The 26696-nt window shown below is 61.4% G+C and carries 24 protein-coding genes; 11 read left to right on the forward strand and 13 right to left on the reverse strand.

Annotation, left to right across the window (positions count from 1 at the left end; translation table 11 throughout):
- Nucleotides 1–197: 197 nt before the first annotated feature.
- Nucleotides 198–1307, reverse strand: coding sequence for a bifunctional 3,4-dihydroxy-2-butanone-4-phosphate synthase/GTP cyclohydrolase II (gene ribBA, locus AC27VU_RS07075; protein ID WP_488723760.1), 1110 nt, complete (start codon nt 1305–1307; stop codon nt 198–200).
- A 68-nt stretch (nt 1308–1375) separates the two neighbouring features.
- Here ribBA and AC27VU_RS07080 point away from each other — a divergent pair, with 68 nt between their 5' ends.
- Nucleotides 1376–1672: a DUF1330 domain-containing protein gene (locus tag AC27VU_RS07080; protein WP_488723761.1), complete on the forward strand. Its 297-nt coding sequence runs from the start codon at nt 1376–1378 to the stop codon at nt 1670–1672.
- Nucleotides 1673–1796: 124 nt separating this feature from the next.
- Here AC27VU_RS07080 and AC27VU_RS07085 read toward each other — a convergent pair whose 3' ends face one another.
- The 7 genes from AC27VU_RS07085 to AC27VU_RS07115 form a co-directional block, all read right to left on the reverse strand.
- Complete coding sequence (locus AC27VU_RS07085; RefSeq protein ID WP_003225717.1) at nt 1797–2360, reverse strand: NUDIX hydrolase; 564 nt, start codon at nt 2358–2360, stop codon at nt 1797–1799.
- 1 nt (nt 2361) lies between these two features.
- Nucleotides 2362–3114 (reverse strand): GntR family transcriptional regulator, encoded by a 753-nt coding sequence (locus AC27VU_RS07090; protein ID WP_045122494.1) that lies wholly within the window; start codon nt 3112–3114, stop codon nt 2362–2364.
- A gap of 58 nt (nt 3115–3172) precedes the next feature.
- Nucleotides 3173–3562 (reverse strand): carboxymuconolactone decarboxylase family protein, encoded by a 390-nt coding sequence (locus AC27VU_RS07095; RefSeq protein ID WP_488723762.1) that lies wholly within the window; start codon nt 3560–3562, stop codon nt 3173–3175.
- A 137-nt stretch (nt 3563–3699) separates the two neighbouring features.
- Nucleotides 3700–4185: a flavin reductase family protein gene (locus AC27VU_RS07100; protein WP_003225715.1), complete on the reverse strand. Its 486-nt coding sequence runs from the start codon at nt 4183–4185 to the stop codon at nt 3700–3702.
- A 12-nt stretch (nt 4186–4197) separates the two neighbouring features.
- On the reverse strand, nt 4198–5679 hold the full coding sequence (locus tag AC27VU_RS07105; protein WP_150368763.1) for an aldehyde dehydrogenase: 1482 nt from the start codon (nt 5677–5679) through the stop codon (nt 4198–4200).
- On the reverse strand, nt 5676–6509 hold the full coding sequence (locus tag AC27VU_RS07110; protein ID WP_400495888.1) for an alpha/beta fold hydrolase: 834 nt from the start codon (nt 6507–6509) through the stop codon (nt 5676–5678). The genes AC27VU_RS07105 and AC27VU_RS07110 overlap by 4 nt, the downstream gene beginning before the upstream one ends.
- Nucleotides 6510–6540: 31 nt before the next feature.
- Complete coding sequence (locus tag AC27VU_RS07115; RefSeq protein ID WP_098964278.1) at nt 6541–7131, reverse strand: amino acid synthesis family protein; 591 nt, start codon at nt 7129–7131, stop codon at nt 6541–6543.
- A 460-nt stretch (nt 7132–7591) separates the two neighbouring features.
- On the opposite strand from AC27VU_RS07115, the gene AC27VU_RS07120 reads away from it, so the two are divergent.
- Together AC27VU_RS07120 and AC27VU_RS07125 are read left to right on the forward strand one after the other, a co-directional pair.
- The gene (locus AC27VU_RS07120) at nt 7592–8635 is read left to right on the forward strand and encodes a WD40/YVTN/BNR-like repeat-containing protein (RefSeq protein ID WP_488723763.1); all 1044 of its coding nucleotides are present in this window, start codon (nt 7592–7594) and stop codon (nt 8633–8635) included.
- Nucleotides 8632–11016 carry an efflux RND transporter permease subunit gene (locus AC27VU_RS07125; RefSeq protein ID WP_103484454.1) on the forward strand — a complete coding sequence of 795 codons (2385 nt, stop codon included), beginning with the start codon at nt 8632–8634 and terminating at the stop codon, nt 11014–11016. Before AC27VU_RS07120 ends, AC27VU_RS07125 begins: the two co-directional genes overlap by 4 nt.
- Nucleotides 11017–11199: 183 nt before the next feature.
- Here the strand turns inward: AC27VU_RS07125 and AC27VU_RS07130 are convergent, their stop codons facing one another.
- Complete coding sequence (locus AC27VU_RS07130) at nt 11200–11919, reverse strand: FadR/GntR family transcriptional regulator (protein ID WP_045122493.1); 720 nt, start codon at nt 11917–11919, stop codon at nt 11200–11202.
- A gap of 223 nt (nt 11920–12142) precedes the next feature.
- Nucleotides 12143–13879: an IlvD/Edd family dehydratase gene (locus AC27VU_RS07135; protein WP_103484455.1), complete on the reverse strand. Its 1737-nt coding sequence runs from the start codon at nt 13877–13879 to the stop codon at nt 12143–12145.
- A gap of 194 nt (nt 13880–14073) precedes the next feature.
- On the opposite strand from AC27VU_RS07135, the gene AC27VU_RS07140 reads away from it, so the two are divergent.
- The 8 genes from AC27VU_RS07140 (at nt 14074) to AC27VU_RS07175 (ending at nt 20794) form a co-directional block, all read left to right on the forward strand.
- Entirely contained in the window at nt 14074–15396 is a 1323-nt protein-coding gene (locus AC27VU_RS07140) for an MFS transporter (protein WP_488723764.1), read from the forward strand.
- Between the two features lie 144 nt (nt 15397–15540).
- On the forward strand, nt 15541–16533 hold the full coding sequence (gene araD1, locus AC27VU_RS07145) for an AraD1 family protein (protein WP_488723765.1): 993 nt from the start codon (nt 15541–15543) through the stop codon (nt 16531–16533).
- 9 nt (nt 16534–16542) lie between these two features.
- The gene (locus tag AC27VU_RS07150; protein ID WP_488723766.1) at nt 16543–18123 is read left to right on the forward strand and encodes an aldehyde dehydrogenase (NADP(+)); all 1581 of its coding nucleotides are present in this window, start codon (nt 16543–16545) and stop codon (nt 18121–18123) included.
- A gap of 156 nt (nt 18124–18279) precedes the next feature.
- Nucleotides 18280–18570, forward strand: coding sequence for a DUF5629 family protein (locus AC27VU_RS07155; protein WP_401062121.1), 291 nt, complete (start codon nt 18280–18282; stop codon nt 18568–18570).
- Nucleotides 18557–19732 carry a lactonase family protein gene (locus AC27VU_RS07160; protein WP_488723767.1) on the forward strand — a complete coding sequence of 392 codons (1176 nt, stop codon included), beginning with the start codon at nt 18557–18559 and terminating at the stop codon, nt 19730–19732. The genes AC27VU_RS07155 and AC27VU_RS07160 overlap by 14 nt, the downstream gene beginning before the upstream one ends.
- Before the next feature lie 157 nt (nt 19733–19889).
- Nucleotides 19890–20069: a hypothetical protein gene (locus AC27VU_RS07165; protein ID WP_003225702.1), complete on the forward strand. Its 180-nt coding sequence runs from the start codon at nt 19890–19892 to the stop codon at nt 20067–20069.
- 261 nt (nt 20070–20330) lie between these two features.
- Nucleotides 20331–20540 (forward strand): hypothetical protein, encoded by a 210-nt coding sequence (locus AC27VU_RS07170; RefSeq protein ID WP_103486677.1) that lies wholly within the window; start codon nt 20331–20333, stop codon nt 20538–20540.
- Nucleotides 20537–20794 carry a hypothetical protein gene (locus tag AC27VU_RS07175; RefSeq protein WP_003225699.1) on the forward strand — a complete coding sequence of 86 codons (258 nt, stop codon included), beginning with the start codon at nt 20537–20539 and terminating at the stop codon, nt 20792–20794. The genes AC27VU_RS07170 and AC27VU_RS07175 overlap by 4 nt, the downstream gene beginning before the upstream one ends.
- A 174-nt stretch (nt 20795–20968) precedes the next feature.
- Here AC27VU_RS07175 and AC27VU_RS07180 read toward each other — a convergent pair whose 3' ends face one another.
- From AC27VU_RS07180 to AC27VU_RS07190, 3 genes are read right to left on the reverse strand one after another with little or no spacing between them, the layout of a single operon-like run.
- Nucleotides 20969–21553, reverse strand: a complete 585-nt coding sequence (locus tag AC27VU_RS07180; protein WP_488723768.1) for a glutathione S-transferase — start codon at nt 21551–21553, stop codon at nt 20969–20971.
- Nucleotides 21550–25191: an AAA family ATPase gene (locus tag AC27VU_RS07185; RefSeq protein ID WP_488723769.1), complete on the reverse strand. Its 3642-nt coding sequence runs from the start codon at nt 25189–25191 to the stop codon at nt 21550–21552. The genes AC27VU_RS07180 and AC27VU_RS07185 overlap by 4 nt, the downstream gene beginning before the upstream one ends.
- On the reverse strand, nt 25188–26432 hold the full coding sequence (locus tag AC27VU_RS07190) for an exonuclease SbcCD subunit D C-terminal domain-containing protein (protein ID WP_488723770.1): 1245 nt from the start codon (nt 26430–26432) through the stop codon (nt 25188–25190). Before AC27VU_RS07190 ends, AC27VU_RS07185 begins: the two co-directional genes overlap by 4 nt.
- Between the last annotated feature and the right edge of the window lie 264 nt (nt 26433–26696).

A 26696-nucleotide genomic window follows, 5' to 3' on the forward strand; every position in this document is an offset into this window, starting at 1 on the left:
TTGTGCAAGCACTTTGCCTTACCGGTTATCTGGCGGAGCCCTTTTTTGTCGTTCGAGGAAATGGGTCTGAAACGCAAAACCCCTTGTGGGAGCGGGCTTGCTCGCGAATGCGTTGGGTCATTCAACATTGATGTCGACTGATACGGCGCCTTCGGGAGCAAGCCCCCTCCCACAGGGGAACGTGGTGTTCTGTGGGGTTATTCGCTGAAGGGGATACTCTCCACCACCTCCAGGTCATACCCGGTCAGCCCCGCATATTTGAGCGGCGGCCCCAGATGCCGCAGCTTGCCCACCCCCAGATTCTGCAGAATCTGCGCCCCAGTACCGACCTCGGAGTAAATCCGCGATTGCGAACGACTGAACTGTCGCGGCGGCTGGGTCAATTGCGGCACGCGCTCCAGCAGCGCCTGGGACGATTCATGATTGGCCAACACCACCACAACCCCGTGCCCTTCAGCCGCGACCCGCTGCAGCGCCGCCCACAGCGTCCAGTTGCTCGGCCCGTTGTATTCGGCGCCGACCAGATCACGCAACGGATCGATCACATGCACGCGCACCAGCGTCGGCTCTTCGCGACGCAGATCGCCCATGACCATCGCCATGTGCACGCCGCCCTCGATGCGGTCTTCAAAGGTGATCAGGCGGAACGTGCCATGCACCGTCGGCAGTTCACGCTCGCCGATGCGTTCAATGGTGTGCTCGGTGCTCAGACGGTAGTGGATCAAGTCAGCGATGGTGCCGATCCTGATCCCGTGCTTACGGGCGAATACTTCCAGATCCGGGCGGCGGGCCATGGTGCCGTCATCGTTCATCACCTCGACGATCACCGAGGCCGGGGTGAAACCGGCGAGGCGCGCCAGATCGCATCCGGCCTCGGTGTGGCCGGCGCGGGTCAGCACCCCACCTTCTTTGGCGCGCAGCGGGAAGATGTGCCCGGGTTGCACCAGGTCTTCAGCACGGGCGTCTTTTGCCACCGCGGCAGCGACCGTTCGCGCGCGGTCAGCCGCAGAGATGCCGGTGGTGACGCCGACTGCCGCTTCAATCGACACGGTAAACGCGGTGCTGAACACGCTGCCGTTGCTCGGCACCATTTGCTCAAGGCCCAGGCGCTGGCAGTGGTCGTCGGTCAGCGTCAGGCAAATCAGCCCGCGCGCCTCACGCGCCATGAAGCTGATCGCCTCAGGTGTGCAGCAGTCGGCGGCCAGCAGCAGGTCGCCTTCGTTTTCCCGATCTTCGTCATCGACCAGCAGGACCATTTTGCCGAGGCGATAATCTTCGAGGATTTCTTCGATGCTGTTGAAGGCCATGCTGGACTCTCAGGGTTTGTTGGAAATATATTGGTATACCATAATACAAAATCAACAAAGAGGTCACTATGAAGGCGTACTGGATTGCCCACGTGGATGTCGACGATGCCGAGTACTACAGCCAATACACCCAGCGCGCACCAAAGGCGTTTGCCGAATTCGGCGCCAAGTTTCTGGCCAGGGGCGGGCGCAGCCAAGCGCTGGAGGGCAGGGCTACGCCTCAGCGTAGCGTGGTGATCGAGTTCGAGAGCTACGAGCAGGCGCTGGCGTGCTACCACTCGGCGGCGTATCAGGAGGCGAAAAGTTATCGCGAGGAATGGGCGAGGGCGGAGATCGTCATTGTCGAGGGCATTGCTCCACTTTAAGTAACACCCCAAATCCCCTGTGGGAGCGGGCTTGCTCGCGAAGGCGTCGTGTCAGTCGATAGAAATGTTGAATGATTGACCGCATTCGCGAGCAAGCCCGCTCCCACAGGGGAAACGGTAATCCTCAGCGGATAAAGTGGATTTTCCCGCTGTCATCATTGCCCATATAGATCCCATACACCCCGGCCTGACGCTCCTCGATATAGCGCTCGAGGATCTGCCGGATCGCCGGGTAATAGATCTTGTCCCACGGAATGTCCTCGGGGGCGAAGAATTTGTAGTCCAGGGTTTCCGGGCCGAACTGGCCGGTGATCTCCAGCGCGAGGGCGCGGAAGATGATGTACACCTCGCTGATCTTCGGCACGCTGAAAATCGAGTAGGGCGAGACGATTTCCGCGCGCACGCCGCTTTCTTCCCAGACTTCACGCAGCGCCGCCTGCTCGGTGGTCTCGCCGCTTTCCATGAAGCCGGCCGGCAGTGTCCAGGTGCCCGGACGCGGGGGGATCGCCCGTTGGCACAAGAGGTATTTGCCGTCCTGCTCGATGATGCAGCCGGCGATGATCTTCGGATTGACGTAGTGGATATAGCCGCAGCCGCGGCACATCAGGCGCTCGTGCGTATCGCCCGGCGGTACCTGCTGACCGAGGTCAGGGCCACCGCATTTCGGGCAAAAGCTCGGGCTGAACATGTCAGTGACCTATGCGCGGTTCTTTCAGCGCGATCGGCAGGGTGATGTTCGGCGTCGCGCCGGTCTCTTCCTGTTTGCGTTTGAGGTAATCGAGGGCCACGGCGGCCGCGGCGCGCACGTGATCGACGCAGGCCTGATGCGCCGCCAGCGCATCACCGCTCTTGATCGCCTCGACCATTTTTTCCATTTCCTGATTACTCGCGCCGCGACGGTTTTCCTGGGACACCGAAGTCGCCCGCAGGTAGCTGATGCGTGCCTGCAACTGGCGCAGTTGAGTGGCCGCGACATGGTTGCCCGAGCCTTCGAGCAGCACGTCGTAGAAGCCCTGCACCGAGTCGATCACCTGTTGCAGTTCGCCGTCCTTGAGTGCCTTGCGGTTCTCGTCGAGGGCTTTTTCCAGGGCCTTGATGTCCTTGGCCTTGGCGCGCAGGGTGAACAGCTGGACGATCAGGCCTTCGAGCACGCAGCGCAGCTCGTAGATGTCGACCGCATCGGCGAGGGTGATGATCGCCACCCGTGGGCCTTTGGCATCGGCGAACTCGACCAGACCTTCGGACTCCAGGTGACGCAAGGCTTCGCGCACCGATGTACGGCTGACACCGAGGCGATCGCACAGATCGCGCTCCACCAGACGATCGCCGGGCATGAGCTGGAAATTCATGATCGCGCTACGCAGTTTATCCAGCACGATTTCGCGCAGGGTAACGGGGTTGCGATTGACCTTGAAGCTGTCGTCGAGTGGCTGGCGTTTCATGGGGTCCGCTCTTTACTGTGGCTGTCCATGCCAGACGGGCATCAAAACAGCCGAGGGGTTAACTGGAGGCCTCGGCGTCGGCTTCGGCGAAGGCTTCACGGGCGAGCCGGAAACTGTCCACGGCTGCCGGGACGCCGCAATAAATACCGACCTGAAGCAGAATTTCGCGTATTTGCTCACGACTCAGGCCGTTACGCAAGGCGCCGCGCACATGCAGCTTGAGTTCGTGCGGGCGGTTGAGCGCCGAGATCATCGCCAGGTTGATCATGCTGCGCTCCTTGAGCGACAAACCCTCACGCCCCCAGACATGGCCCCAGCAGTATTCGGTGACCATTTCCTGCAATGGACGGGTAAAGTCGTCGGCGTTCTCTATTGAACGCTGCACGTAGGCTTTGCCCAGCACCTGGGTGCGGATCTTCAGGCCTTTTTCGTACTTTTCGTTACTCATCATTCCTCCAGTCACCCTGGTTCTCCTTGTGGGAGCGGGCTTGCTCGCGAAAGCGTCGTGTCAGTCGACATCAATGTTGAATGATCCACCGCATTCGCGAGCAAGCCCGCTCCCACATTGGCATTTGGGTGTGCTAATCAGGCCAATGTTGGCAACGGCCCGAGCTTGCCCTTGTGATAAATCATCGGCGTCACCGGCTGCTCGGGCAGGATCAGGTTCTTCACCGCGCCGACAATGATCGCGTGATCACCACCGTCGTATTCACGCCACAACTCGCATTCGATGATCGCCGTGGCCTTGGCGAGGATCGGGTTACCGAGTTCGCTCAAATGCCACTCGATGTGCTTGGCCTTGTCCTTGCCTTTACCGGCGAAGGCGTAGGCCTCGGCGGTCTGGTCGGCGGACAGCAAATGGATCGCGAATTTCTTGCTGTCGCGCAGCACCGGGTAGGTGTCGGAAGCGTAGTTGGGGCAGAACAGCACCAGCGCCGGATCAATCGACAGCGCGCTGAAGGCGCTGGCGGTGATGCCGACGATGGCGCCCTCCGGGTCGAGGGTGGTGACCACCGTGACTCCGGACGGAAACGAGCTCATGACGTCTTTGTAAATGCCGGGTTCGATCATGTCGCAGGACTCCTAGCGCATCACAAACGGATCAGGCATCGGGGCCTGAGAGAGATTGATCCACACCGTTTTCAGTTCGGTGTAGGCCAGCACCGAATCGATGCCGCTTTCGCGTCCATAGCCACTGTTCTTGAAGCCGCCGATCGGCGCCATCGCCGACACTGCACGGTAGGTATTGACCCAGATGATCCCCGAACGCACGTCGCGCGCCAGGCGATGGGCGCGGCCCAGGTCGCGGGTCCAGATGCCGGCGGCGAGGCCGAACTGCGAGTCGTTGGCGATCGCCAGCGCCTCGGCCTCGTCTTTAAAGCGAATCACTGAAGCCACCGGGCCGAAGACCTCTTCCTGCATGATCTTCATCGAGTTGCGGTCGCACTCGAACAGCGTCGGCTCGTAGAACCAGCCGTCACCCAGATCCGCCGGACGCTTGCCGCCGGTGCGCAACCGCGCGCCTTCAGCGATGGCATCGGCCACCAGCCCTTCGACCACCGCCAATTGCTGCGCGGTGGCCATCGGGCCCATTTCGCTGTGGTCTTCCTGCGGGTTGCCGATGCGGATGCGCTGGGCGCGTTCGACCAGGCGGTTGACGAACTCGTCGTAGATTTCGTCCTGCACCAGCAAACGTGAGCCGGACACGCAGCTCTGGCCCGAGGCCGCATAGATCCCGGCAATCGCGCCGTTGATCGCGCTGTCCAGATCGGCGTCGGCGAAGATGATGTTCGGCGACTTGCCGCCCAGTTCCAGCGACAGCTTGGCGAAGTTTTCGGCGCTGCTGCGCACCACGTGCCGGGCCGTGGCCGCGCCGCCGGTGAAGGCGATCTTGCGGATCAGCGGATGACGGGTGAGGGCGGCGCCGGTGCTCGGGCCGTAACCGGTGACGACGTTGACCACGCCCGGCGGAATCCCGGCTTCGAGGGCCAGACGCGCCAGCTCAAGGATGGTCGCCGAAGCGTGTTCGGACGGCTTGATCACGATGGTGTTGCCGGCGGCGAGGGCCGGGGCCAGTTTGATCGCGGTCAGGTACAGCGGGCTGTTCCACGGAATGATCGCGGCGACCACACCCATCGCTTCGTGCACGGTGTAGGCAAACAGGTCGGGCTTGTCCAGCGGCAGGGTGCCGCCTTCGAGCTTGTCGGCCAAGCCTGCGGTGTAATGGAAGAACTCCGGCAGATAGCCGACCTGACCACGGGTTTCGCGGATCAGTTTGCCGTTGTCGCGGCTTTCCAGCTGCGCCAGTTGTTCCTTGTTTTCCGCGATCAGGTCACCGAGACGGCGCAGCAGCTTGCCGCGCGCGGTGGCGGTGAGGCCGCGCCAGGCCGGGCTGTCGAAAGCCGTCTGCGCCGCTTGCACGGCGCGTTCGACATCGGCTTCACCGGCGTCAGGCAGTTCGGCCCAGGCTTGCGCGCTGGCCGGGTTGAGGCTTTCGAAGGTCTTGCCGGAGAGGGCGTCGACCCATTCTCCGCCGATGCACATCTGGAAGCGTGCGAGTGTCATGCAACGATCCCCTTTATTTGATTTTGTCGGGAGTGTGCGAATTCGAGAAATTCCAGCAGCGTCTGGTTGACCAGGCGCGGCGACTCTACCGGCATCATATGCCGTTGCTCGGGCAGCACCGCAACCTTCGCGCCGGGGATGCGTCGGGCCAGTTGCTCGGCCATTTCCGGGGTGGACCCGGGGTCGAGTTCGCCGGTGGCGATCAACGTCGGCGCCTGAATACTGCCCAGGTCGTCGGCGCGGTACATGTCCTGGGTCGCGAACAATTCGTATGTGGTCAGGTAACCCTGCGGATCGTTGCCGGCCAGGGTCTGGCGAATGGCCGCGATCTGCGCCGGGTTGGCCGCCTGATATTCACGGCTGAACCAGCGTGACAGCGCCGCTTCGGCGTTGGCATCCGGGCCGTGCTCAGCGGCCTGCGCGGTCCGGGCGATGACCCCGGCACGCTGTTCTTCGCTGCGGTTGAACACGCTGTTGAGCACCACCAGGCTTTGCAGGCGCTCCGGGTAGTGCAGGGCAAACGCCCGCGCCACCAAACCGCCCATGGAGAACCCGATCACCGCGGCCTGGGGCAGATTCAGGTGATCGAGCAGCTCCAGCAACTGATCGGCATAACCGAGCAGGCCGGTGCCGCTGGCCGGGCGCGGGCTCGCGCCGTGGCCGAGCATGTCGTAGGCGATCACCCGGTATTGGGCAGACAGGCCAACGATCTGGCCGCCCCACATTTCTTTGTTCAGGCCCACGCCGTGGATCAAGACCACGGGCTGGCCTTGGCCGGTCGCCAGGTAACTGGTGCCAGCCGGGGTGAGTTCAGCGGTGAGCCGAATCATGGAGCGCTCCTGCAATGCCTTTTTATTGTGATTACTGGGCTTTTTCGGCGGCCAGTTCTTCCAGATCGATGTAGCGGTTGCCGATGCGCGGGTGCAGGCGGCCACCGTCGGCGCACCCGAGCACCACCACGATTTCGTCGGCACGCGGCGCGTCTTCGATCTGCATTTCCAGAGTGATGTAGTGCGAACGCTGGCCTTCGTCGTCCTTGTGCATCATCGGGATCTGAATCGAAGTGCCCGGGCCGCCGCGCTTGTTGGTGAAGCTCAGGTAGCTCTTGGCCTTGACCGCTTCGCGGTAGTGATTGCCGAAGCGCAGGGTGTGGATCACCGCCGAGGCGTGTTCGATTTCGCCGTCGGCGCCGACCACTGCTGCCTTGCCGTAAGCCTCGATCTTCTCCGCACCGCCGATGATGCCCACCAGACGCTCGACCATCAGCGCGCCGAGGTCGGAGCAGTTGGCGCGGATCTGCGGTTTCAGATCCTCAACGAAACCGTTGCCGACCCACGGGTTTTTCATCACCACGGCCAGCCCGACCATGGTCACTGGCTTGTCAGTGGCCTTGCCGCCTTCGATGAAGGTTTCTTCGACATAGCTGACGATCTTGCGAATTTCGAAACTCATGAGCTGCTCCGTAGGGGGATTGAGAGTGTCTGTGCGTCTGATGGTATACCATAATACCGATCGTGCAAGTCCCCCACGCAAGATTTGCCGCATCCATCCGGCGAATGGCGGTGTATTCACCGCCAGCCCCAATCTCACAAACACCATTGCACCCTGTGGGAGGGGGCTTGCTCCCGAAAGCGGTGGATCAGTCGACATCTCTGGTACCTGACACATCGCCTTCGGGAGCAAGCCCCCTCCCACAGTGGAAATCACCACCGACAGGAGGCCCATCCGGTTAACAAAAGATAACGTGGCGCCGATTGTCAGACGTTTCCAAAGCCCGATAGGATGAGCCAGCTTCCCAAGGCGCTCTGGACTGCGGGTTTCACGGCTATGCTTGTGACCTGTCAGTCACCACGAGCACCCTTGCGGCGCCCTAAGGCCGAATGGCCTAACAATAATAAATAGGGGAAGGTCTATGAGTCGTTGCCGCCCGCCGGCGTTTCGCAACACCGCGTTGCTGGCCACAGCACTCACCCTGCTGGGCTGTGCTGCCTTGTCGGCACCCGTGCTGGCCGCTGAAGCGCCAGCCGACGGGGTGTATTCCACCGAATCGGCCAAAGCCGCAAAAAGCCTGATGCTCGATGTCGTCCACGCCGGCACCCGGTTGGTGGCGGTGGGTGATCGCGGGCACATTCTCTATTCCGACGACCAGGGCAAGACCTGGACCCAGGCCAAGGTACCGACCCGGCAACTGCTGACGGCGGTGTATTTCGTCGACGACAAGCACGGCTGGGCGGTGGGCCACGATGCGCAGATCCTCGCCAGCGAAGACGGCGGCCTGACCTGGAGCAAACAGTTCGAAGACCTCAAGCGCGAAGCGCCGCTGCTCGACGTCTGGTTCCAGAACGTCAACCACGGTGTGGCGGTCGGTGCCTACGGCGCCCTGCTGGAAACCACCGACGGCGGCAAGAACTGGCAAGACGTCAGTGACCGCCTCGACAACCAGGACCAGTTCCACCTCAACGCCATCGCCGCCGTCAAGGACGCCGGGCTGTTCATCGTCGGCGAGCAGGGCAGCATGTTCCGTTCCCCGGACTGGGGCCAGACCTGGGAAAAGCTCCAGGGCCCGTATCAAGGCTCGCTGTTCGGTGTGATCGGCACCGCACAACCCCAGACTCTTCTGGCGTATGGCCTGCGCGGCAACCTCTATCGCTCCACCGACTTCGGCAGCAGCTGGCAGCAGGTTGAACTCAAGGCCGCGCGCGGTGCGCTGGAGTTCGGTCTGTCCGGCGCGACCCTGCTTGCCGACGGCTCGATCGTGATCGTCGGCAACGGCGGCTCGGTGATCAGCAGCAGCGATAACGGCGAAACCTTCAGCGTGTTCAACCGCCCGGACCGCATCTCGCTGTCCTCGGTGACGGCGGCCGGCGACGGTAATCTGATTCTTACAGGGCAGGGCGGCGTGCACACCACGCAGCCAAACGGCGCCGAGATCAATAATAAGAAGGCGGGGCTATGACTTCCTTGAGCAATCATCATCAGGACAAGGCGACGTTCCTCGAACGTCTGATTTTCAACAACCGCCCGGCCGTGATCCTGATCTGCCTGGTGGTCAGCATCTTCCTGTTCTGGCAGGCCACGCTGATCCGGCCGTCCACCAGTTTCGAAAAAATGATCCCGCTCAAGCATCCGTTCATCGAGAAGATGATGGAGCACCGCAACGACCTGGCGAACCTGGGCAACACCGTGCGGATTTCGGTGGAAGCCACCGACGGCGACATCTTTTCCAAGGAGTACATGGAGACCCTGCGCCAGATCAACGACGAGGTGTTCTACATCTCCGGCGTCGACCGTTCCGGCCTCAAGTCGCTGTGGAGCCCGAGCGTACGCTGGACCGAAGTGACCGAAGAAGGCTTTGCCGGTGGTGAAGTGATCCCGCAGAGCTACGACGGCTCGCCGGAAAGCCTCGACATGTTGCGCAACAACGTCCTCAAGTCCGGGCAGGTCGGGCGCCTGGTGGCCAACGACTTCAAGTCGAGTATCGTCGACATCCCGCTGCTGGAGTCCTACCCGGACCCGCAGGATCAGGGCAAGTTGCTCGCGCTGGACTATCGCCAGTTCTCCCATGAACTGGAAGACAAGATCCGCAACAAGTTCGAAGCGCAGAACCCCAACGTCAAGATTCATATCGTCGGTTTCGCCAAGAAGGTCGGTGACCTGATCGACGGTCTGGTGATGGTGGTGATGTTCTTCGGCATCGCCTTCGTCATCACCCTGATCCTGCTGCTGTGGTTCACCAACTGCCTGCGCAGTACCGTGGCGGTGTTGAGCACCACACTGGTGGCGGTGGTCTGGCAGCTCGGGCTGATGCACTTCTTCGGTTTCGGACTCGATCCGTATTCGATGCTGGTGCCGTTCCTGATCTTCGCCATCGGCATTTCCCACGGTGTGCAGAAGATCAACGGGATCGCCCTGCAATCCAGCGAAGCCGATAACGCCCTGACGGCGGCGCGGCGCACTTTCCGGCAATTGTTCCTGCCGGGGATGATCGCGATTCTCGCCGACGCCGTGGGCTTCATCACGCTGCTGATCATCGACATCGGGGTGATCCGCGAACTGGCGATCGGCGCCTCCATCGGCGTGGCGGTGATCGTGTTCACCAACCTGATCCTGCTGCCGGTGGCGATTTCCTATGTCGGCATCAGCAAACGCGCGATTGCCAAGAGCAAGAAGGACGCGAATCGCGAACATCCGTTCTGGCGTTTCCTGTCGAACTTCGCCAGCCCGAAAGTCGCACCGATCTCCATCGCTCTGGCGCTGATCGCTTTCGGTGGCGGCCTCTGGTACAGCCAGAACCTGAAAATCGGCGACCTCGATCAAGGTGCGCCTGAGCTGCGCCCGGACTCGCGCTACAACAAGGACAACAATTTCATCATCAACAACTATTCCACCAGTTCCGATGTGCTGGTGGTGATGGTCAAGACCGCCACCGAAGGCTGCTCGCGCTACGAAGCCATGGCGCCGATCGATGAGCTGATGTGGAAGATGCAGAACACCGAGGGCGTGCAGTCGGCGATCTCGCTGGTGACCGTGTCCAAGCAGATGATCAAGGGCATGAACGAGGGCAACCTGAAATGGGAAACCCTGTCGCGCAACCCGGATGTGCTGAACAACTCGATCGCCCGCGCCGACGGTCTGTACAACAACAGCTGTTCGCTGGCGCCGGTATTGATCTTCCTCAACGACCACAAGGCCGAAACCCTCGACCGTGCGGTACACGCGGTGCAGGAATTCGCCAAGGCCAACAACAAGGACGGCCTGGAATTCATCCTCGCCGCCGGTAACGCCGGGATCGAGGCGGCCACCAACGAAGTGATCAAGCAGGCCGAACTGACCATCCTGATCCTGGTGTACATCTGCGTCGCGGTGATGTGCATGATCACCTTCCGTTCATGGGCGGCGACCCTGTGCATCGTCCTGCCGCTGGTGCTGACCTCGGTGCTGGGCAACGCGCTGATGGCGTTCATGGGCATCGGCGTCAAGGTCGCGACCCTGCCGGTGGTGGCGCTGGGTGTGGGGATTGGCGTGGACTACGGGATCTACATCTACAGCCGACTGGAAAGTTTCCTGCGCGCCGGGCTGCCGTTGCAGGAAGCCTATTACCAGACCCTGAAATCCACCGGTAAAGCGGTGCTGTTCACCGGCCTGTGCCTGGCCATCGGCGTGTGCACCTGGATCTTCTCGGCGATCAAGTTCCAGGCCGACATGGGCCTGATGCTGACCTTCATGTTGCTGTGGAACATGTTCGGTGCGCTGTGGCTGCTGCCGGCCCTGGCGAAGTTCCTGATCAAGCCGGAGAAAATGGCGGGGCAGAAGGGCAATTCGCTGTTCTCCCACTGATCTGAAAGCCTGAAACAACAAAGCCGCAACCCGAGGGTTGCGGCTTTTTTTATCCAGTGAACATCACACCATTCAAAATGTGGGAGCGGGCTTGCTCGCGAAAGCGGTGTGCCAGTCATAACATGCTTTGCTGACACTCCGCATTCGCGAGCAAGCCCGCTCCCACAGGAGATTTTGGGTGTGTCAGGTGAGTTCTGTGCCAAGCACGACACTGAGAGCACTACGCGCATCATCCAGCTGCACCAGCGTCGCGTGGCGGGCGCCAAGCGCATCACGGTTTTCGATGGCGGTGAGAATCGCCTTGTGCCGTGGCAGCGCCAGCTCATGCAGATTCGGCCGCTGGTTGGAATGCTTCAACGCCTCGGCGATCGCCACCGACAACATGTTGCACAGGTTCGCCAACAGATCGTTGTGGGTCGCGTCGGCGATGCGGCTGTGAAAGTCGAGGTCCGGTTGCAGCAAGGCTTCCGGGGTCGGTGCGGCTTCCATGCGTTGATAGGCTTCGCCGATGGCGGCGATGTCGGCCTCGGTCGCGTGCTGGGCGGCGAGGGCGGCAGCGGCCGGTTCGATGATGCTGCGCACGCTGGTCAGCACATTGAAGAATTCATTCTGCGGGCTGCTTTGCATCAGCCAGTGCAGCACGTCCGGATCGAGCATGTGCCATTCACGTCGGGCCTTGACCACCGTGCCGACACGCGGTTTGGAGTACACCAGTCCCTTGGCCACCAGCACTCGCGTGGCTTCACGCAACACCGGGCGGCTGACCGCGTATTCCTCGCACAACAGCGCTTCGGCGGGCAGTTTGTCGTCGGGCAAAAAACGTCCGGAGACGATCTGCATGCCCAGTTCCTGGACAATGCGCGAGTGCATGCTTTTGCGGTCGGAAGGTTTGCGGTAATCCATGGGGAACGGCGCGATCCTGAGCGATGGAGATGCCGCGCATCATAGCAGGCACGACACTGTATTGAGGCAGACACAGTAGCCAAATGTGGGAGCGGGCTTGCTCGCGAAAGCGGAGTGTCAGCCAAAAATATGGCACTGACACTCCCTCTTCGCGAGCAAGCCCGCTCCCACAGTGGGAATGCATTCCAAGGTAGGAGCTGCCGCAGGCTGCGATCTTTTGCTGTTAATGGGAGTGGCGGGGGACTTCAGCACCTCGGCAGCCGACCAGGAAATCAAAGTCACAACCCTGATCCGCCTGCAGCACATGGTCGATGTACAACTGACGATAGCCGCCGACCAACAGCTGCTGCGGTGGCTGCAGATCCGCCATGCGCGCCGCCAGTTCGGCATCTGGAATGTCCAGATGCAAACGCCCGCTGGCGCAATCCAGCTCGATCCAGTCGCCTTCCTGCACCACCGCCAACGGCCCGCCGGCCGCCGCTTCCGGGGCGACGTGCAACACCACCGTGCCGTACGCGGTGCCGCTCATTCGCGCATCAGAAATGCGCACCATATCGGTCACACCCTGCGCCAGCAGCTTGGCCGGCAAACCCATGTTGCCGACCTCGGCCATGCCCGGATAACCCTTTGGCCCGCAGTTCTTCATCACCAGAATCGAATCTTTATCGACATCCAGTTCCGGATCATTGATCCGCGCCTTGTACATATCGAAGTTTTCAAACACCACCGCGCGACCCCGATGCTGCATCAATTCAGGCGTGGCGGCGGATGGTTTGAGCACCGCACCCAGCGGCGCCAGATTACCGCGCAACACGCAGATACCACCGTCAGCGCGGATCGGATTGTCGAGGGTTCGGATCACTTGGTCTTCGCCGTAGATCGGCGCGTCCTGGGTGTTCTCGCCCAAGGTCTTGCCGTTGACGGTCAGCGCGTCGGGATTGGGAATCAGATTGGCCTCGCCGAGACGCCGCAGCACCGCCGGCAAGCCCCCGGCGTAGTAAAACTCTTCCATCAGGAAACGCCCGGACGGTTGCAGGTCGACAATGGTCGGCATGCCGCGCCCGATGCGCGTCCAGTCGTCCAGATCCAGTTCGACGCCGATGCGACCGGCGATGGCTTTCAGGTGAATCACTGCGTTAGTCGAACCGCCAATAGCCGCGTTGACCCGAATGGCGTTTTCAAAGGCTTCCTTGGTCAGAATCTTCGACAGTCGCAAGTCTTCGCGCACCATCTCCACCGCGCGCATGCCGGACATGTGCGCCAACACATAACGCCGCGCATCGACTGCCGGTATCGCCGCGTTGTGCGGCAACGACGTGCCCAGTGCTTCGGCCATGCAAGCCATGGTCGACGCGGTGCCCATGGTGTTGCAGGTGCCCGCCGAGCGTGACATGCCGCCCTCGGCCGCGAGGAAATCGTCGATGGTGATAGTGCCGGCCTTGACCTGTTCGCTGAGCTGCCAGACCACCGTGCCGGAGCCGATGTCCTTGCCCTTGTGCTTGCCGTTGAGCATCGGCCCGCCAGTGACGACGATCGCCGGCACATCGCAACTGGCCGCGCCCATCAGCAGCGCTGGAGTGGTTTTGTCGCAACCGGTCAGCAGCACCACGCCGTCAATCGGGTTGCCGCGAATCGCTTCTTCGACGTCCATGCTCGCCAGGTTGCGAGTGAGCATGGCGGTCGGGCGCAGGTTCGACTCGCCATTGGAGAACACCGGGAATTCCACCGGAAAGCCGCCAGCCTCGATCACCCCGCGTTTGACGTGCTCCGCAATCTGGCGGAAATGCGCGTTGCACGGGGTCAGTTCCGACCAGGTGTTGCAGATGCCGATGATCGGCTTGCCGTGAAACTGGTGGTCGGCGATGCCCTGATTCTTCATCCAGCTGCGGTACATGAAGCCGTTCTTGTCGGCCGTGCCAAACCATTGGGCCGAGCGCAGGGTGGGTTTCTTCTCAGACATGATCGGTTCTCTTATTGTAAGACTATTGTTTGCGAGTCATGGCTAAACATAAGCGCAAAATCGCCGCTTTGGAAGTGTTGTTGGGTAATTAGTATTACTATATAGTCGTTTTCGGTGGAGGGATTGGCCCTGGCGGTTTTCCGCGAGAGGCGTCCCCCGAGGTTCTATAACAACAACAATCGGAGACCGATCCCATGAGCCAGGAACTGCGGCTTGTCCGGCGCATCACGCTGAAACTGATTCCCTTCCTGATCCTGCTGTACCTGATCGCCTATGTGGATCGCTCCGCCGTCGGCTTCGCCAAGCTGCACATGGGCGCCGACATCGGCATCGGTGACGCGGCCTATGGCCTCGGTGCCGGGCTGTTTTTCATTGGCTACTTTCTTCTCGAAATCCCCAGCAACCTGATGCTCGAACGCTTCGGTGCGCGGCGCTGGTTTGCGCGGATCATGATCACCTGGGGCGCAATCACCATCGGCATGGCCTTCGTCCAGGGCCCGCACAGTTTCTACGTGATGCGCTTTCTGCTCGGCGCGGCGGAGGCGGGGTTCTTCCCAGGCGTTCTGTACTACATCACCCAATGGTTCCCGGTGCGCCATCGCGGCAAGATTCTCGGCCTGTTCATCCTCTCTCAACCGATCGCGATGATGATCACCGGCCCGGTGTCCGGCGGCTTGCTGGGCATGGACGGCATCCTCGGTCTGCACGGCTGGCAGTGGCTGTTCATCGTCATCGGCACCCCGGCGATCCTCCTGACCTGGCTGGTCTTGCGCTGGCTGCCCGACGGCCCGCAGAACGTGAAGTGGATGGATCAGGCCGAGAAAGACTGGCTGACCGGCGAACTGAAAAAAGATCTTCAGGAATACGGCCAGACCCGTCACGGCAACCCGCTGCATGCGCTCAAAGACAAACGCGTGTTGCTGCTGGCGCTGTTTTACCTGCCGGTGACCCTGAGCATTTATGGCCTCGGCCTGTGGCTGCCGACGCTGATCAAACAGTTCGGCGGCAGCGATCTGGTGACCGGTTTTGTCTCGGCGGTGCCGTACATCTTCGGCATCGTCGGTCTGCTGATCGTGCCGCGCAGTTCCGACCGCATGAATGATCGCTACGGCCACCTCGCGGTGCTCTATGTGCTGGGCGCGCTGGGCCTGTTCTTCAGCGCGTGGCTGACCCTGCCGGTGGCGCAATTGGCGGCGCTGTGTCTTGTGGCGTTCGCGCTGTTTTCCTGCACGGCGGTGTTCTGGACCTTGCCGGGGCGGTTCTTTGCCGGCGCGAGTGCAGCGGCGGGGATCGCCCTGATCAACTCGGTGGGCAACCTCGGCGGCTATATCGGGCCGTTCGTGATCGGGGCGTTGAAGGAGTACACCGGGAATCTGGCTTCGGGGTTGTATTTCCTGTCGGGGGTGATGGTGTTCGGATTGATCCTCACAGCCATCGTCTACCGCGTGCTCGAGCGCAAACACGCGCTGCCAGTCGAGCAATTTGCCGCCAGCGCACGCGGCGCCACCCGAACCTGACTGGCCGACACCGACCTTGTGGGAGCGAGCTTGCTCGCGAAGAGGTCGGCACATTCAACATTTGTCGTGACTGTTACACCGCCTTCGCGAGCAAGCTCGCTCCCACAGGAATCAGCGGTGTTTTTGAGGGAATAGGAGAAGAATATGCATCTGGTTCAATTCGAATTGATTAACGGCGAGCGCCGCGTCGGCGTGGTCGACAACGGTCTGATCCGCGAAGTGCAGGACGCCCGCACTGTGCGCGATCTGGCCCTGGCCGCGATCGAGGCCGGCAATACCCTTGAACAGCAAGTTCAGACCCTCGGCCTGGGCATCAGTCATGACTATGCGCAGTTGCTCAAAGACCGGCGCATCCTGCCACCGCTGGACCATCCCGATCCTGCGCACCTGCTGGTCAGCGGCACCGGCCTGACGCATTTGGGCAGCGCCTCGGCGCGGGACAAGATGCATCAACAGGCCGGCGACGAAGCGCAAATGACCGACACCATGCGTATCTTCAAATGGGGCGTGGAGGGCGGTAAACCGGCGGCGGGGCAGGCGGGCGTGCAACCGGAGTGGTTCTACAAGGGCGACGGCAGCATCGTCGTGCGTCCGGGCGAAGCCTTCCCATTGCCACCGTTTGCCGAGGATGCCGGCGAGGAACCGGAAATGGCCGGGCTCTACGTCATTGGTCACGACGGCAAACCCTGGCGCCTCGGTTTCGCGGTGGGCAACGAGTTCTCCGACCACGTCATGGAGCGCAAGAACTACCTGTACCTGGCCCACTCGAAACTGCGCAGTTGCAGCTACGGCCCGGAACTGCGCACCGGCGAACTGCCGCAGCATCTGGCCGGCACCAGCCGCATTCTGCGTGACGGTGAAGTGCTGTGGCAGAACGAATTCCTCAGTGGCGAAGCCAACATGTGCCACAGCCTCGCCAACCTCGAATACCACCATTTCAAATACCGCCAGTTCCTGCGTCCTGGCGACGTGCACATCCACTTTTTCGGCACCGCGACCCTGTCGTTCGCCGATGGCATCCGCACCCAACCCGGCGACCGGTTTGAAATCAGCCAGGCCGAATTCGGCGCACCACTGGTCAACGGTATCGCCCCGGCAGCAGCGGCTTTTCAACCGGACAGCATCGGCACCCTTTAAGGAGCTCCCATGACTCAGATTCTCGGTCACAACTACATCGGCGGGCAGCGCAGTGCCGCGGGCAACGTCAAACTGCACAGCGTCGACGCGACTACCGGCGAACAGCTGCCGTACGATTTCATTCAGGCGACTGAAACCGAAGTCGATGCCGCCGCCAAAGCCGCTGCCGCAGCGTACCCGGCCTATCGCAGCCTCAGCGCCGAACGCCGCGCGCAATTTCTCGACGCGATTGCCGATGAGCTGGATGCGTTGGGTGATGATTTCGTGGCCGTGGTCTGTCGCGAAACCGCGTTGCCGGCGGGGCGGATTCAGGGCGAGCGCGTGCGTACCAGCGGCCAGATGCGCCTGTTCGCCAAAGTCCTGCGGCGCGGTGATTTCTACGGCGCGCGAATCGATCTGCCACTGCCGGATCGCCAGCCGTTGCCGCGTCCCGATCTGCGCCAGTACCGCATCGGCCTCGGCCCGGTTGCGGTGTTCGGTGCGAGCAACTTTCCGCTGGCGTTCTCCACTGCGGGTGGCGACACCGCTGCCGCGCTGGCCGCCGGTTGCCCGGTGGTGTTCAAGGCTCACTCGGGTCACATGGCAACCGCTGAACTTGTCGCCGACGCACTGATTCGCGCCGCCGAAAAAACTGCGATGCCCGTCGGTGTGTTCAACATGATTTACGGCGGCGGTGTGGGCGAGTGGCTGGTCAAGCATCCGGCGATTCAGGCCGTCGGTTTCACCGGTTCGCTGAAGGGCGGTCGGGCCCTGTGCGACATGGCGGCGGCGCGGCCGCAACCGATCCCGGTGTTCGCCGAGATGTCGAGCATCAACCCGGTGATCGTTCTGCCGCAGGCGCTGGCCGTGCGTTCGGAAACCATCGCCCGCGACCTGACCGCTTCGGTGGTGCAGGGCTGCGGCCAGTTCTGCACCAATCCGGGTTTGGTCATTGGTATTCGCTCGCCGCAGTTCAGCGCCTTCGTCCAGCAATTGGCTGGGCTGATCGGTGACCAACCGGCGCAGACCATGCTCAACGCCGGGACCCTCGGCAGCTACGGCAAAGGCTTGCAGAAACTCTTGGCGCACTCCGGGATCGAGCATCTGGCGGGCCAGCCGCAGCAGGGCAATCAGGCGCAGCCTCAGTTATTCAAGGCCGATGTCGGCCTGTTGATCAACGCCGATGAAGTGCTGCAGGAGGAAGTGTTCGGCCCGACCACGGTGATCGTCGAAGTCGCGGACAAGGCCGAGCTGAGTGCGGCGCTGCTAGGGCTGCATGGGCAACTGACGGCGACGATGATCGGCGAGCAGGCCGACTTCGAGCGCTTCCCGGAGCTGACGCCGTTGCTCGAGCAGAAAGTCGGGCGGATCCTGCTCAATGGTTATCCGACCGGGGTCGAGGTGTGTGACTCGATGGTGCATGGCGGGCCGTATCCGGCGACGTCCGACTCGCGCGGTACGTCGGTGGGGACGCTGGCGATCGATCGCTTCCTGCGCCCCGTATGTTTCCAGAATTACCCCGACAGTTTGCTGCCGGAACCGCTGAAGAATGGCAATCCGCTGCGCATTCAGCGCCTGGTGGATGGCAAGCCCTCGCGCGAAGCCCTCTGACCTACAAACCCTGTAGGAGCTGCCGAAGGCTGCGATCTTTTGATCTTGATCTTAAAAACAAAATCAAAAGATCGCAGCCTTCGGCAGCTCCTACAGGGGGATCGGGGTGCCATGAGCTATCATTGGCCCTTTCCCCCCTAAGAAAGACTGTTTGCCATGACTGCCCAAACCCTTCTCAACGCCCTCGAACACTGCGCAATGGTCGAAATCGACGGCTTGCACGCTTTCGAATTCGCCCTCGACGAAGACGACAACCTGCACATCGAATGCATGGATGGCCGAGCGGCCAAGCATTGGGAATTCACGCCGGCTCAGGTCGCAGCGGCTACTTTTGATAACGACCTGCAGAGCTGGTTGATCGTGGGTGATTCCGGCGAGCATCGCCTGGTTTGCCTCGACGCATTCGGCGGCAGCGACGACGAGGACGAAACCGATGAACATGCGTAAATTCTGGCCGCTGCTGATGGCCGGCAGCGTCGGTGCGATGGGCCTTTCCAGTGCCAGCGCCGAGAACTATCAATTGCTGGTCGGCTCCTACACGGCGGGCACCAGCCAGGGCATCTATCGAATGAATTTCGATAGCGCCACCGGCCAGATTGCCGCCAAGCCACTGCAAGTGGTGAAGAGCGAAAACCCGTCATGGCTGACCCTGTCCAAAGACCAGCATCGGCTGTTCGTGGTCAACGAAAACGGCCCCGGCCAGAAAGACCCTGTCGGTCGCGTCAGCAGCTACTCGATTGATCCGAAGACCCACGCCCTGACCCTGATCAATCAAGTGCAGAGCCTGGGCAACGAACCGACCCACTCAAGCCTGAGCGGCGACGCCAGCCACCTGTTCGTCAGCAACTATTCAGTGATGGAAGATCCGGGTGGCACCCTCGCAGTGTTGCCGGTCGGTGCCGATGGCAAGCTCAAACCGGTGGTGCAGATGAGCGCGCACCCGGCGAGCCGGGTCAACCCCGAGCGTCAGGCGTCGAACCACGTGCACTCGACCGTTTCCTCACCGGATGGTCGCTACGTGTTCTCCAACGACCTCGGTGCGGACAAGGTCTTCATCTACAAATTTGACCCGAAGGCCAACCCGGACCTGCCGCTGACCCCGGCAAAAACCGCTTCGATCGCCTTGCCGGCCGGCAGCGGCCCGCGTCATTTGCTGTTCAGTGCTGACGGCAAACATGCCTGGCTGACCATGGAAATGAGCGCGCAGGTCGCGGTGTTCGACTACAACGACGGCGTGCTGACCCAGACGCAACTGGTCGATCTGGCTGCCGGTCAGCCGACCTCGGACAAGGCCGGTGCGGCGCTGCATGCCTCGGCGGATGGCAAGTTCCTCTACGTCAGCAACCGTGGCACGGCCAATCAGTTGGTGGTGTTCAGCATCGACTCGGCAACCGGTCAGCTCAAGGAGCTGCAAAAACGCTCGGTGGAAGGTGATCACCCACGTGAGTTCAGCCTCGATCCGAGTGGCAAATTCCTGCTGATCGCCAACCAGAAGAGCAACGAAATTGTTGTCGTCGAGCGCGATGCCAAGACCGGTCTGCTTGGCAAAACCGTGCAAAAACTACCGATGGACGCCCCGAGCGACCTGAAGTTTCTAGTGCGACAATAAGCCACAGGCCCCGTTTTACGGGGCCTGTCTCTTTGTATTAATCGCGCTGATATCCGGTAATGCTACAAAGCATTTCAAGCGATCAACCCTCGAGCGTTAAGTTTGCTTCACGGCCCAACCGGGCAAAGCAAGCCAACCGAATACGAGGGTTACCGCCATGAACTTCAATCTCTTCTCCGTTATCGCCGCTTCCGCCATCTCTGCCACCGTTGCATTGCCAGCCAGTGCCAACGCTGAAGTCAGCAGCAAAAAATCCCACACCCAGAGCTACACCCAGAAATACCTGCAACAGAGCGCCAACTTCTACGCCGCGCTGGATCACAAAGCCCAACACTGAACGTCCGATTTGGCACCGCTCCCTGTAGGAGCTGCCGAAGGCTGCGATCTTTTGATCTTCAACGTCAAAAGATCGCAGCCTTCGGCAGCTCCTACACGTATGCGTGATCGAAAAATCTGCGCTCGATAGGTTTCCTTCAACGCCGAGATAGACCGGCTAAATAATCAACCAAGCTGATGTTCACTATGGAAAACCCTGAGTGGTTGCTTCGGCTTTTTTGATCGATCCTGACGGCACTGAAACATGCCCACGGAGCACATCATGGCCAGTTCAATCATCACCTCAGCCAAGCGCGGCGCCTACCTGGCCATCGGTCTTTACCTGGCCCTGGTGCTGTTTGTCAGCATCGCCGCGCAGACTCAACACAGCTTCGAAGCGCCGATCCAGGTCGCACACCCCGGCATCCAGTTCGAACACCGCGCAGACGTGCTGGTTGATCGTGCTGAACTTGCAGGAGTGGGCGGAGCATGAAAGGTTACAGACTCTGGGTCATCGCCGGATTGGCACTGATGACCAATGGCGCGGCGTTACTCGGCTTCGGTCAAGGCTCGGTCGGCGCGCTGGCACGGGCCATAGAGGCTAATCACAGCATTGCGCACAACATCGAACGGGCAAATACCTTGGGGCTGATGGCCGGCAACCCACCGGTAAAAGTCTCGGCCGATTTTCTCGGCCCCTTCGAAGTGGATTGCATGGCACTCGGCATGTGCAACGCACTCGCCTAGACAACACGAACCACTGTGGCGAGGGAGCTTGCTCCCGCTGGGTTGCGAAGCAGCCCCAAATCCTGCAACCCCGATATTTCTGGTGTACCGAGTCCAATGGTTCTTGCGACTGCTGCGCAGCCGAGCGGGAGCAAGCTCCCTCGCCACAGGTGCTGTGTGAAGCGGGCGTCGGGGTTACTTCTTCATGATCGCCGTAAACAGCTCGGACTCAAGAAAACCCTGCAACCACACCTGCAACCGCACATAAGGCGTCTGCGCAAACCACTCGCGATCCACATGCGCAAACTGCCGAACGAACGGCAGCAACGCGATATCCGCAAGACACGGGTGATCACTCAGCAAATAATCCCGACCTTCAAGCAACCCATCCAGCCTCTGCAGAAACAACGCGCCCTCAGCCCGATAAACCTCCATCGGTTGTTCGGGATAGCGTTCGGCGTACTTGTAACGGTTCAAATGCACCTTGAACACCTGATCATTGGCTTCGATCAATTCGGCAATCCGTGAATCGCCGCCGAGCAACCAGTTGTCAGGATCATTCTGTGCCAACGCCCAGCGCATGATCTCCAGGCTCTCATCGATCACCCGACCCGCCGCATCCAGCACCGGCACCGTGCCCTTGGGCGAGATCGCCAGCATCTCGGCCGGTTTGGCCTTGAGGCTGACTTCGACGATCTCCACCGGTACGCCCGAATAACGCAGAGCCATTCGCGCGCGCATCGCGTAAGGGCAGCGGCGGAACGAATACAGCGTGTTCATTTCACCTCCAGTGTGCTCAAACCGTTGCCTTGGCGTTGTACCTGAATCTGTACCGGAATCCGTTCGTGCATTTCCTGTACGTGGGAAATCACCGCGACCTTGCGCCCCTGCGCCTGCAAGCCGTCGAGTGCATCCATGGCCAGTTGCAGTGACTCCGGATCGAGGCTGCCGAAGCCTTCGTCGATGAACAGCGATTCGATCTTCAGCGTGCTCGACGCCATCGATGCCAGGCCCAGTGCAAGGGCCAGCGACACCAGGAAGGTCTCGCCGCCGGACAGCGAATGCACCGAGCGCAATTCGTCGCCCATCTCGGTATCCATCACCAGCAGGCCGAGCATGCTGCCGCCGCGTTTCAGGCGATAGCGTTTGACCAGTTGGCGCAACTGCACGTTGGCGTGATGCACCAGCAGATCAAGGTTGTAGGCTTGGGCGATCTTGCGGAAGGTGTCGCCGGTGGCCGAGCCGATCAACGCATTCAGGCGCGCCCAGCGCTGGTACTCGGCATAGGCATCGGCGATCTGCTGCGCCAGCGCTTGGTTGGCGTTTTGCCGGCGCTGATCTTCGGCCTGTTCGGCGCGCAGTTCGGCGCACTGTTGCTCGCTGAGGTTGAACTGGTTCTGCAGGTCGGCGAGGGCGCTGGCGAGTTGTTCGGCATCGAGGTTGCCGTTGTGCTGCGCCTGATGATCGGCCAGACGCTGATCACGTTCCTGCAGCAGCACCTTGGCCTGTTCGATGGCTTTTTCGTTGTGCTGCAAGCGCTGGCGCAATTCGCTGAGCTGCGTGTCATCGACGCGCAGCAAGTCTTCGAGACCACCGTCATCCAGCTCCGGATGACGTCCGCGCCAGTCGGCAATCTTCTGTGTCAGCTCATTGTCTTCGCTTTGCAGTGCCTGCAAGCGTTCCTGCTGCGCCTTGAGCTCGGCGCCAATCTGCACCCGTTGCGTGCGCACGTTCTGCAGTTCCGCAGCCGTGCTGGTTTCGGCGTTGCGTGCTTGTTCCACAGCCTGTTCCAGTTGCTGCTGCCAGTGCTCGGCGCTGTTGTGTTCACCCAGCAGCTGCGCGAGTTGCGCCTGACAGGCCTGTTGCTGTGCGGCCAGTGCGCTGAACTGCTGCTCGGCGCTTTGCAACTGCTGGACGCGGCTGAGCTGGCGATCCTGTTCTTTCTCCAGGGTCTGCTGGCGTTGTTGCTGTTCGGCCAATTCTTCCTTTTGCTGATCGACTTGCGCCAGACGCTCGGCAATCTGCCGATCCAGCTGCATGAAGGTCGCCGCCGGCTCGACGCGCAAGGCTTCGAGGGTGTCGGCCGGCAGCAGGCTGGCGAACGCGGTGAGCTCTTCGTCGAGACGCTGACGGTCGCTGCTCAGTTCGCGCTGCTGGTTGCTCAGGTGCTGCGCCGCTTGCTGATGCGCGGTTTCGGCGTTGCGCAGTTGCTGGGTCAGGCGCGCCGCATCCTGTTGCAGGGTGAGCAGGGCGCTCTGGCGTTGTTCGTCCTGCGTGATGCTCTGGTTCAGTTGATCGGTTTGCCGGGTCAGCCAGGCGTCACGCTTGTCGGCATCCTGATTCAGCAACTGAGGGGCCAGCGGATGCGCCTCCAGACTCGGCGCCAGTGCCTGAAGCTGGGCGGTCAATTGCTCCTGCTGTTGCAACAGCTCTTTCTGTCGGGCGATCACGCCACCGACTTCGGCGCGCAGCTCGGTGAGTTTTTCCTTGAGCTGATCCACCGCTTGCTGCGCGCTGGCCTGCTCGGACTCATCGTGACGGCCGAGGCTTTGCAGCAGCGCTTCCGGCTGATGATACGGATGCTCGTTGCTGCCGCAGACCGGGCAGGGCTGGTCGTCCTGCAACTGCGCGCGCAACTCTTCGACACTGGCACTGCGCGCCAGACGCTGGCGCTCGAGCAGTTCACGGGTGACGCTGAGGGTTTGCTCGGCGATGGTCAGTTCGGCTTTGCTTTTCACCCCATCCTGGGTCAGGCGCTCGCGTTCCTGCTGCGCGTCGAGCAGGCGCTGTTGCAGCTCGGCGCCGCGTTTTTCCAGCTCCTGCTGACTGGCCCACAGCCGCGTCAGGTCTTCGATGGCGCGCAGCTGTTTGCGATTGTCCTGCAACAGAGTACCGAGGATGCCGATCTGTTCGGCGACGGCATCCGGCTCGGCGCCGGCCTCTTTGAACAGCACTTCCAGTTGCTGCTTTTGCGTGGCCAGCGCTTCGGCGCTTTGGCTTGCATTCTGTTCGAGGGTCGCCAGTTCGGCTTGCCCCTTGTTCAGTCGATTACCGATCAGCATCAACTGTTGCAGGCGATCGCGGTAGGCATTCCATGCATCGCTGAGCGGTGCCAGATGAGCGCTTTGTTCGAGCTCGGCGGCCATTTTCTGCAGGCGTTCAGCAACTTCAGCCTGTTTTTCCTGCAAGGCTTGAATGGCGCTCTGGCCTTGCGTGCAGGCCTGCTCGGCGGCTTGACGGGCGTCGGCGCTGAGGGCGGTGTCCTTGGCGAGGCGGGCGAGGGTGCTTTGTTCTTCAAAAGCCTGACGCAGCAGCGGGGCGCTTTCGCTGTGCCGTTGCTGCGCTTCGGTCAGGGCGATTTTTGCCGCATCGAGTGCCTGCTCCAGTTGCGTCTGGCGTTCGCTGAGTTCGCTATGGCGGTGGGTATGCGCGGCAATCTGTGCGGCCAGCGGCGTCAGTTGCGCATCGAGTTCAGTCTTGCGCGCGAACTGGTGGCGCTGCGGGGCGAGTTGCTCCAGGCGCGTCAGCTTCAGGCGCTCGCCGGCCAGGCTTTCCCACTGTTGCTGCGCACTGTGCAGTTGTTCGGCGGCGGCTTGCTGCGCGTCCTGCAACTGGCGCAAATCCTTGAGCCAGCTGTGCTGTTGTTCCAGTTGCTTGAGTTGCGCCTGCTGCAACTTCAGCTGTTGCTGGGCAGCGTTGAAACGCTCATCCAGTTCGGCCCGCGCCTCGGGCGCCAGCGGAGTGACGCCGGTGGCTTGGTCCTGCAGCAGCTTGTGCGCTTCGCGGGCCTCTTTGGTCTTGTCGAACGCGCGGCGGCCGAGGCGGGTGTAGAGCGCGGTGTCGGTGAGTTTTTCCAGCAGTTCGCTGCGGTCGTTGTCGTCGGCCTTGAGGAACGCACTGAACTCGCTCTGAGCCAGCAGCACGGCGCGGGTAAACTGTTCGAAGTTCAGACCGAGTGCGGCTTCGAGTTGGGTCTTGTACTCGCCTTTCTGACTGGCGAGCAGTTGATCCTGATCGATGTCACGCAGGCTCTGACGGCTGGCCTGCAACTTGCCGCCAGCCTTTTCCCGGGCGCGGTTGGCTTCCCAACGCGCACGGTAACGCCGGCCATCGACGCCAACAAAATCCACCTCGGCATACCCTTCGCCGGTGCCGCGCCGCAACAAGGTGCGCGGGTCACCGGTGGCGATTTCACCGTCAGCGTCCGGCACCTTAGCGTCGCGACCGGTGTTGTTCAGGCGCGGGACCGCACCGAACAGCGCCAGGCATAACGCGTCGAGCAAGGTACTTTTACCGGCGCCGGTCGGCCCGGTGATCGCGAATAACCCGGCACTGGCCAGCGGTTCGGCGGTGAAATCAATCTCGAACGGCCCGGCCAGCGAGGCGAGGTTCTTCAAGCGAATGGCGAGAATCTTCATGGCTGCTCGCCCTCCAGTTGCACGTCTTGCAGAAGTTCGGCGAAGTCCTTGAGCGTCTGTTCATCGACCTCGTTGCCGTAATTGTCGAGCCAGGCGCGACTGAACAGTTCCTGCGGGGTGAGTTGATCGAGTTCGATCAATGCGCCGCCTTCTTCGGCACCGTCAGCACCGCGATTGCCGGCGTACTCGGCGGCGATCCGCACCAGGCGCACGGCCTTGCCTTGCAGGGCGTTTTCCACTTGATGACGCAGATCCGGCTGCGGCTCGTCGAGGGTCACGCGCACTTCCAGCCATGGCTGGCGCTGGGTTTCAGCGAGCAGATCAATATTCGGCAGGTCGGCCAGTTGCAGCAGAATATCCGCCAGCGGCGCCGGGCCGATGCGTTGCAGGTTGACCGAGCGCGGGATCAGTTTCGGCTCAACGCTGACCAGCGTTTCACCGTCGAGGATGATATCGAGAATCTGGTGCTGATAACCGATCTCCGAGAACGACAACGGAATCGGCGAGCCGCTGTAGCGAATGCGCTCTTCACCGTTGACCTTCTGCGGCTTGTGCAAATGGCCGAGGGCGACGTAGCTGATGCTCGGCCCGAACAAACTGGCGGGCAGCGCTTCGGCATTGCCGATGATCAGGCTGCGCTCAGAATCTTCCGAGACCGAGCCCCCGGCCATGTGCGCATGGCTGATGGCGACCAGCGCCTGACCCGGTTGGCGCTTGGCATTCGCCGCTTCGATCAGCCATTCATGCACCTGACCGATGCCACGCAAATAATTGTCGCCCAGATGCGCGCCAGTCACTTCCGCCGGACGCAGGAACGGCAACGCCAGGCACCATGCGGCGATCTCGCCTTGGGCATTCGGCAGCGGCAGCAGCAGACGTTCGGCGTCGAGCTGGCCGTCATCCAGCCACAACACCCGCCCCAGCGCATGGGTACGCAAACGGCGCATCAACGGCGCCGGCAGCTCGATGCGCGAGCCGGAATCGTGGTTGCCGGCAATCATCACGATGGTCAGCAACGGCTGCTGCTCGTGAGCGCTGACGATGAAGTCGTAGAGGCGTTCCTGGGCTTTGACCGGCGGATTGACCGTGTCAAAGATGTCCCCGGCAATCAGCAGCACATCCGGCTGCGCCAGTTGCAGTTGGCGCAGCAGCCATTCGAGAAAGCACGCATGCTCGAAATCGCGCTCCTGGCCGTGCAGGTTTTGCCCAAGGTGCCAGTCGGAGGTGTGGAACAGACGCAAGGTGGACTCCGCTACAGAAATAGGTGATGGCCGCGGGGGAGATGATGGGCGGCTAAAGAGGGGGGAGTTTACAGATTATTGCGTCAGGAGGGCTGACCGTGGCTCAGCAGGACGGTGGTATGGACGCGCAATTTGGCCATGATCGTTTATCGACAACTCAATCTGTTAATTGACGCCAAAATAGTGGCCATCTAATATCTCGGGATCTTCTCGACCTGATTCGTTGCAAGTGTTCTACACGATTGACGGTAAAACGAAATCTGT

The organism is Pseudomonas sp. 14P5.3.2 (assembly GCF_057799175.1).

What these genes read in the sequence shown, in the direction of transcription:
- ribBA (WP_488723760.1), bottom strand. Translation starts at nt 1,307, where the DNA reads ATGGCCTTCAACAGCATCGAAGAAATCCTCGAAGATTATCGCCTCGGC.
- AC27VU_RS07080 (WP_488723761.1), top strand. Translation starts at nt 1,376, where the DNA reads ATGAAGGCGTACTGGATTGCCCACGTGGATGTCGACGATGCCGAGTAC.
- AC27VU_RS07085 (WP_003225717.1), bottom strand. Translation starts at nt 2,360, where the DNA reads ATGTTCAGCCCGAGCTTTTGCCCGAAATGCGGTGGCCCTGACCTCGGT.
- AC27VU_RS07090 (WP_045122494.1), bottom strand. Translation starts at nt 3,114, where the DNA reads ATGAAACGCCAGCCACTCGACGACAGCTTCAAGGTCAATCGCAACCCC.
- AC27VU_RS07095 (WP_488723762.1), bottom strand. Translation starts at nt 3,562, where the DNA reads ATGAGTAACGAAAAGTACGAAAAAGGCCTGAAGATCCGCACCCAGGTG.
- AC27VU_RS07100 (WP_003225715.1), bottom strand. Translation starts at nt 4,185, where the DNA reads ATGATCGAACCCGGCATTTACAAAGACGTCATGAGCTCGTTTCCGTCC.
- AC27VU_RS07105 (WP_150368763.1), bottom strand. Translation starts at nt 5,679, where the DNA reads ATGACACTCGCACGCTTCCAGATGTGCATCGGCGGAGAATGGGTCGAC.
- AC27VU_RS07110 (WP_400495888.1), bottom strand. Translation starts at nt 6,509, where the DNA reads ATGATTCGGCTCACCGCTGAACTCACCCCGGCTGGCACCAGTTACCTG.
- AC27VU_RS07115 (WP_098964278.1), bottom strand. Translation starts at nt 7,131, where the DNA reads ATGAGTTTCGAAATTCGCAAGATCGTCAGCTATGTCGAAGAAACCTTC.
- AC27VU_RS07120 (WP_488723763.1), top strand. Translation starts at nt 7,592, where the DNA reads ATGAGTCGTTGCCGCCCGCCGGCGTTTCGCAACACCGCGTTGCTGGCC.
- AC27VU_RS07125 (WP_103484454.1), top strand. Translation starts at nt 8,632, where the DNA reads ATGACTTCCTTGAGCAATCATCATCAGGACAAGGCGACGTTCCTCGAA.
- AC27VU_RS07130 (WP_045122493.1), bottom strand. Translation starts at nt 11,919, where the DNA reads ATGGATTACCGCAAACCTTCCGACCGCAAAAGCATGCACTCGCGCATT.
- AC27VU_RS07135 (WP_103484455.1), bottom strand. Translation starts at nt 13,879, where the DNA reads ATGTCTGAGAAGAAACCCACCCTGCGCTCGGCCCAATGGTTTGGCACG.
- AC27VU_RS07140 (WP_488723764.1), top strand. Translation starts at nt 14,074, where the DNA reads ATGAGCCAGGAACTGCGGCTTGTCCGGCGCATCACGCTGAAACTGATT.
- araD1 (WP_488723765.1), top strand. Translation starts at nt 15,541, where the DNA reads ATGCATCTGGTTCAATTCGAATTGATTAACGGCGAGCGCCGCGTCGGC.
- AC27VU_RS07150 (WP_488723766.1), top strand. Translation starts at nt 16,543, where the DNA reads ATGACTCAGATTCTCGGTCACAACTACATCGGCGGGCAGCGCAGTGCC.
- AC27VU_RS07155 (WP_401062121.1), top strand. Translation starts at nt 18,280, where the DNA reads ATGACTGCCCAAACCCTTCTCAACGCCCTCGAACACTGCGCAATGGTC.
- AC27VU_RS07160 (WP_488723767.1), top strand. Translation starts at nt 18,557, where the DNA reads ATGAACATGCGTAAATTCTGGCCGCTGCTGATGGCCGGCAGCGTCGGT.
- AC27VU_RS07165 (WP_003225702.1), top strand. Translation starts at nt 19,890, where the DNA reads ATGAACTTCAATCTCTTCTCCGTTATCGCCGCTTCCGCCATCTCTGCC.
- AC27VU_RS07170 (WP_103486677.1), top strand. Translation starts at nt 20,331, where the DNA reads ATGGCCAGTTCAATCATCACCTCAGCCAAGCGCGGCGCCTACCTGGCC.
- AC27VU_RS07175 (WP_003225699.1), top strand. Translation starts at nt 20,537, where the DNA reads ATGAAAGGTTACAGACTCTGGGTCATCGCCGGATTGGCACTGATGACC.
- AC27VU_RS07180 (WP_488723768.1), bottom strand. Translation starts at nt 21,553, where the DNA reads ATGAACACGCTGTATTCGTTCCGCCGCTGCCCTTACGCGATGCGCGCG.
- AC27VU_RS07185 (WP_488723769.1), bottom strand. Translation starts at nt 25,191, where the DNA reads ATGAAGATTCTCGCCATTCGCTTGAAGAACCTCGCCTCGCTGGCCGGG.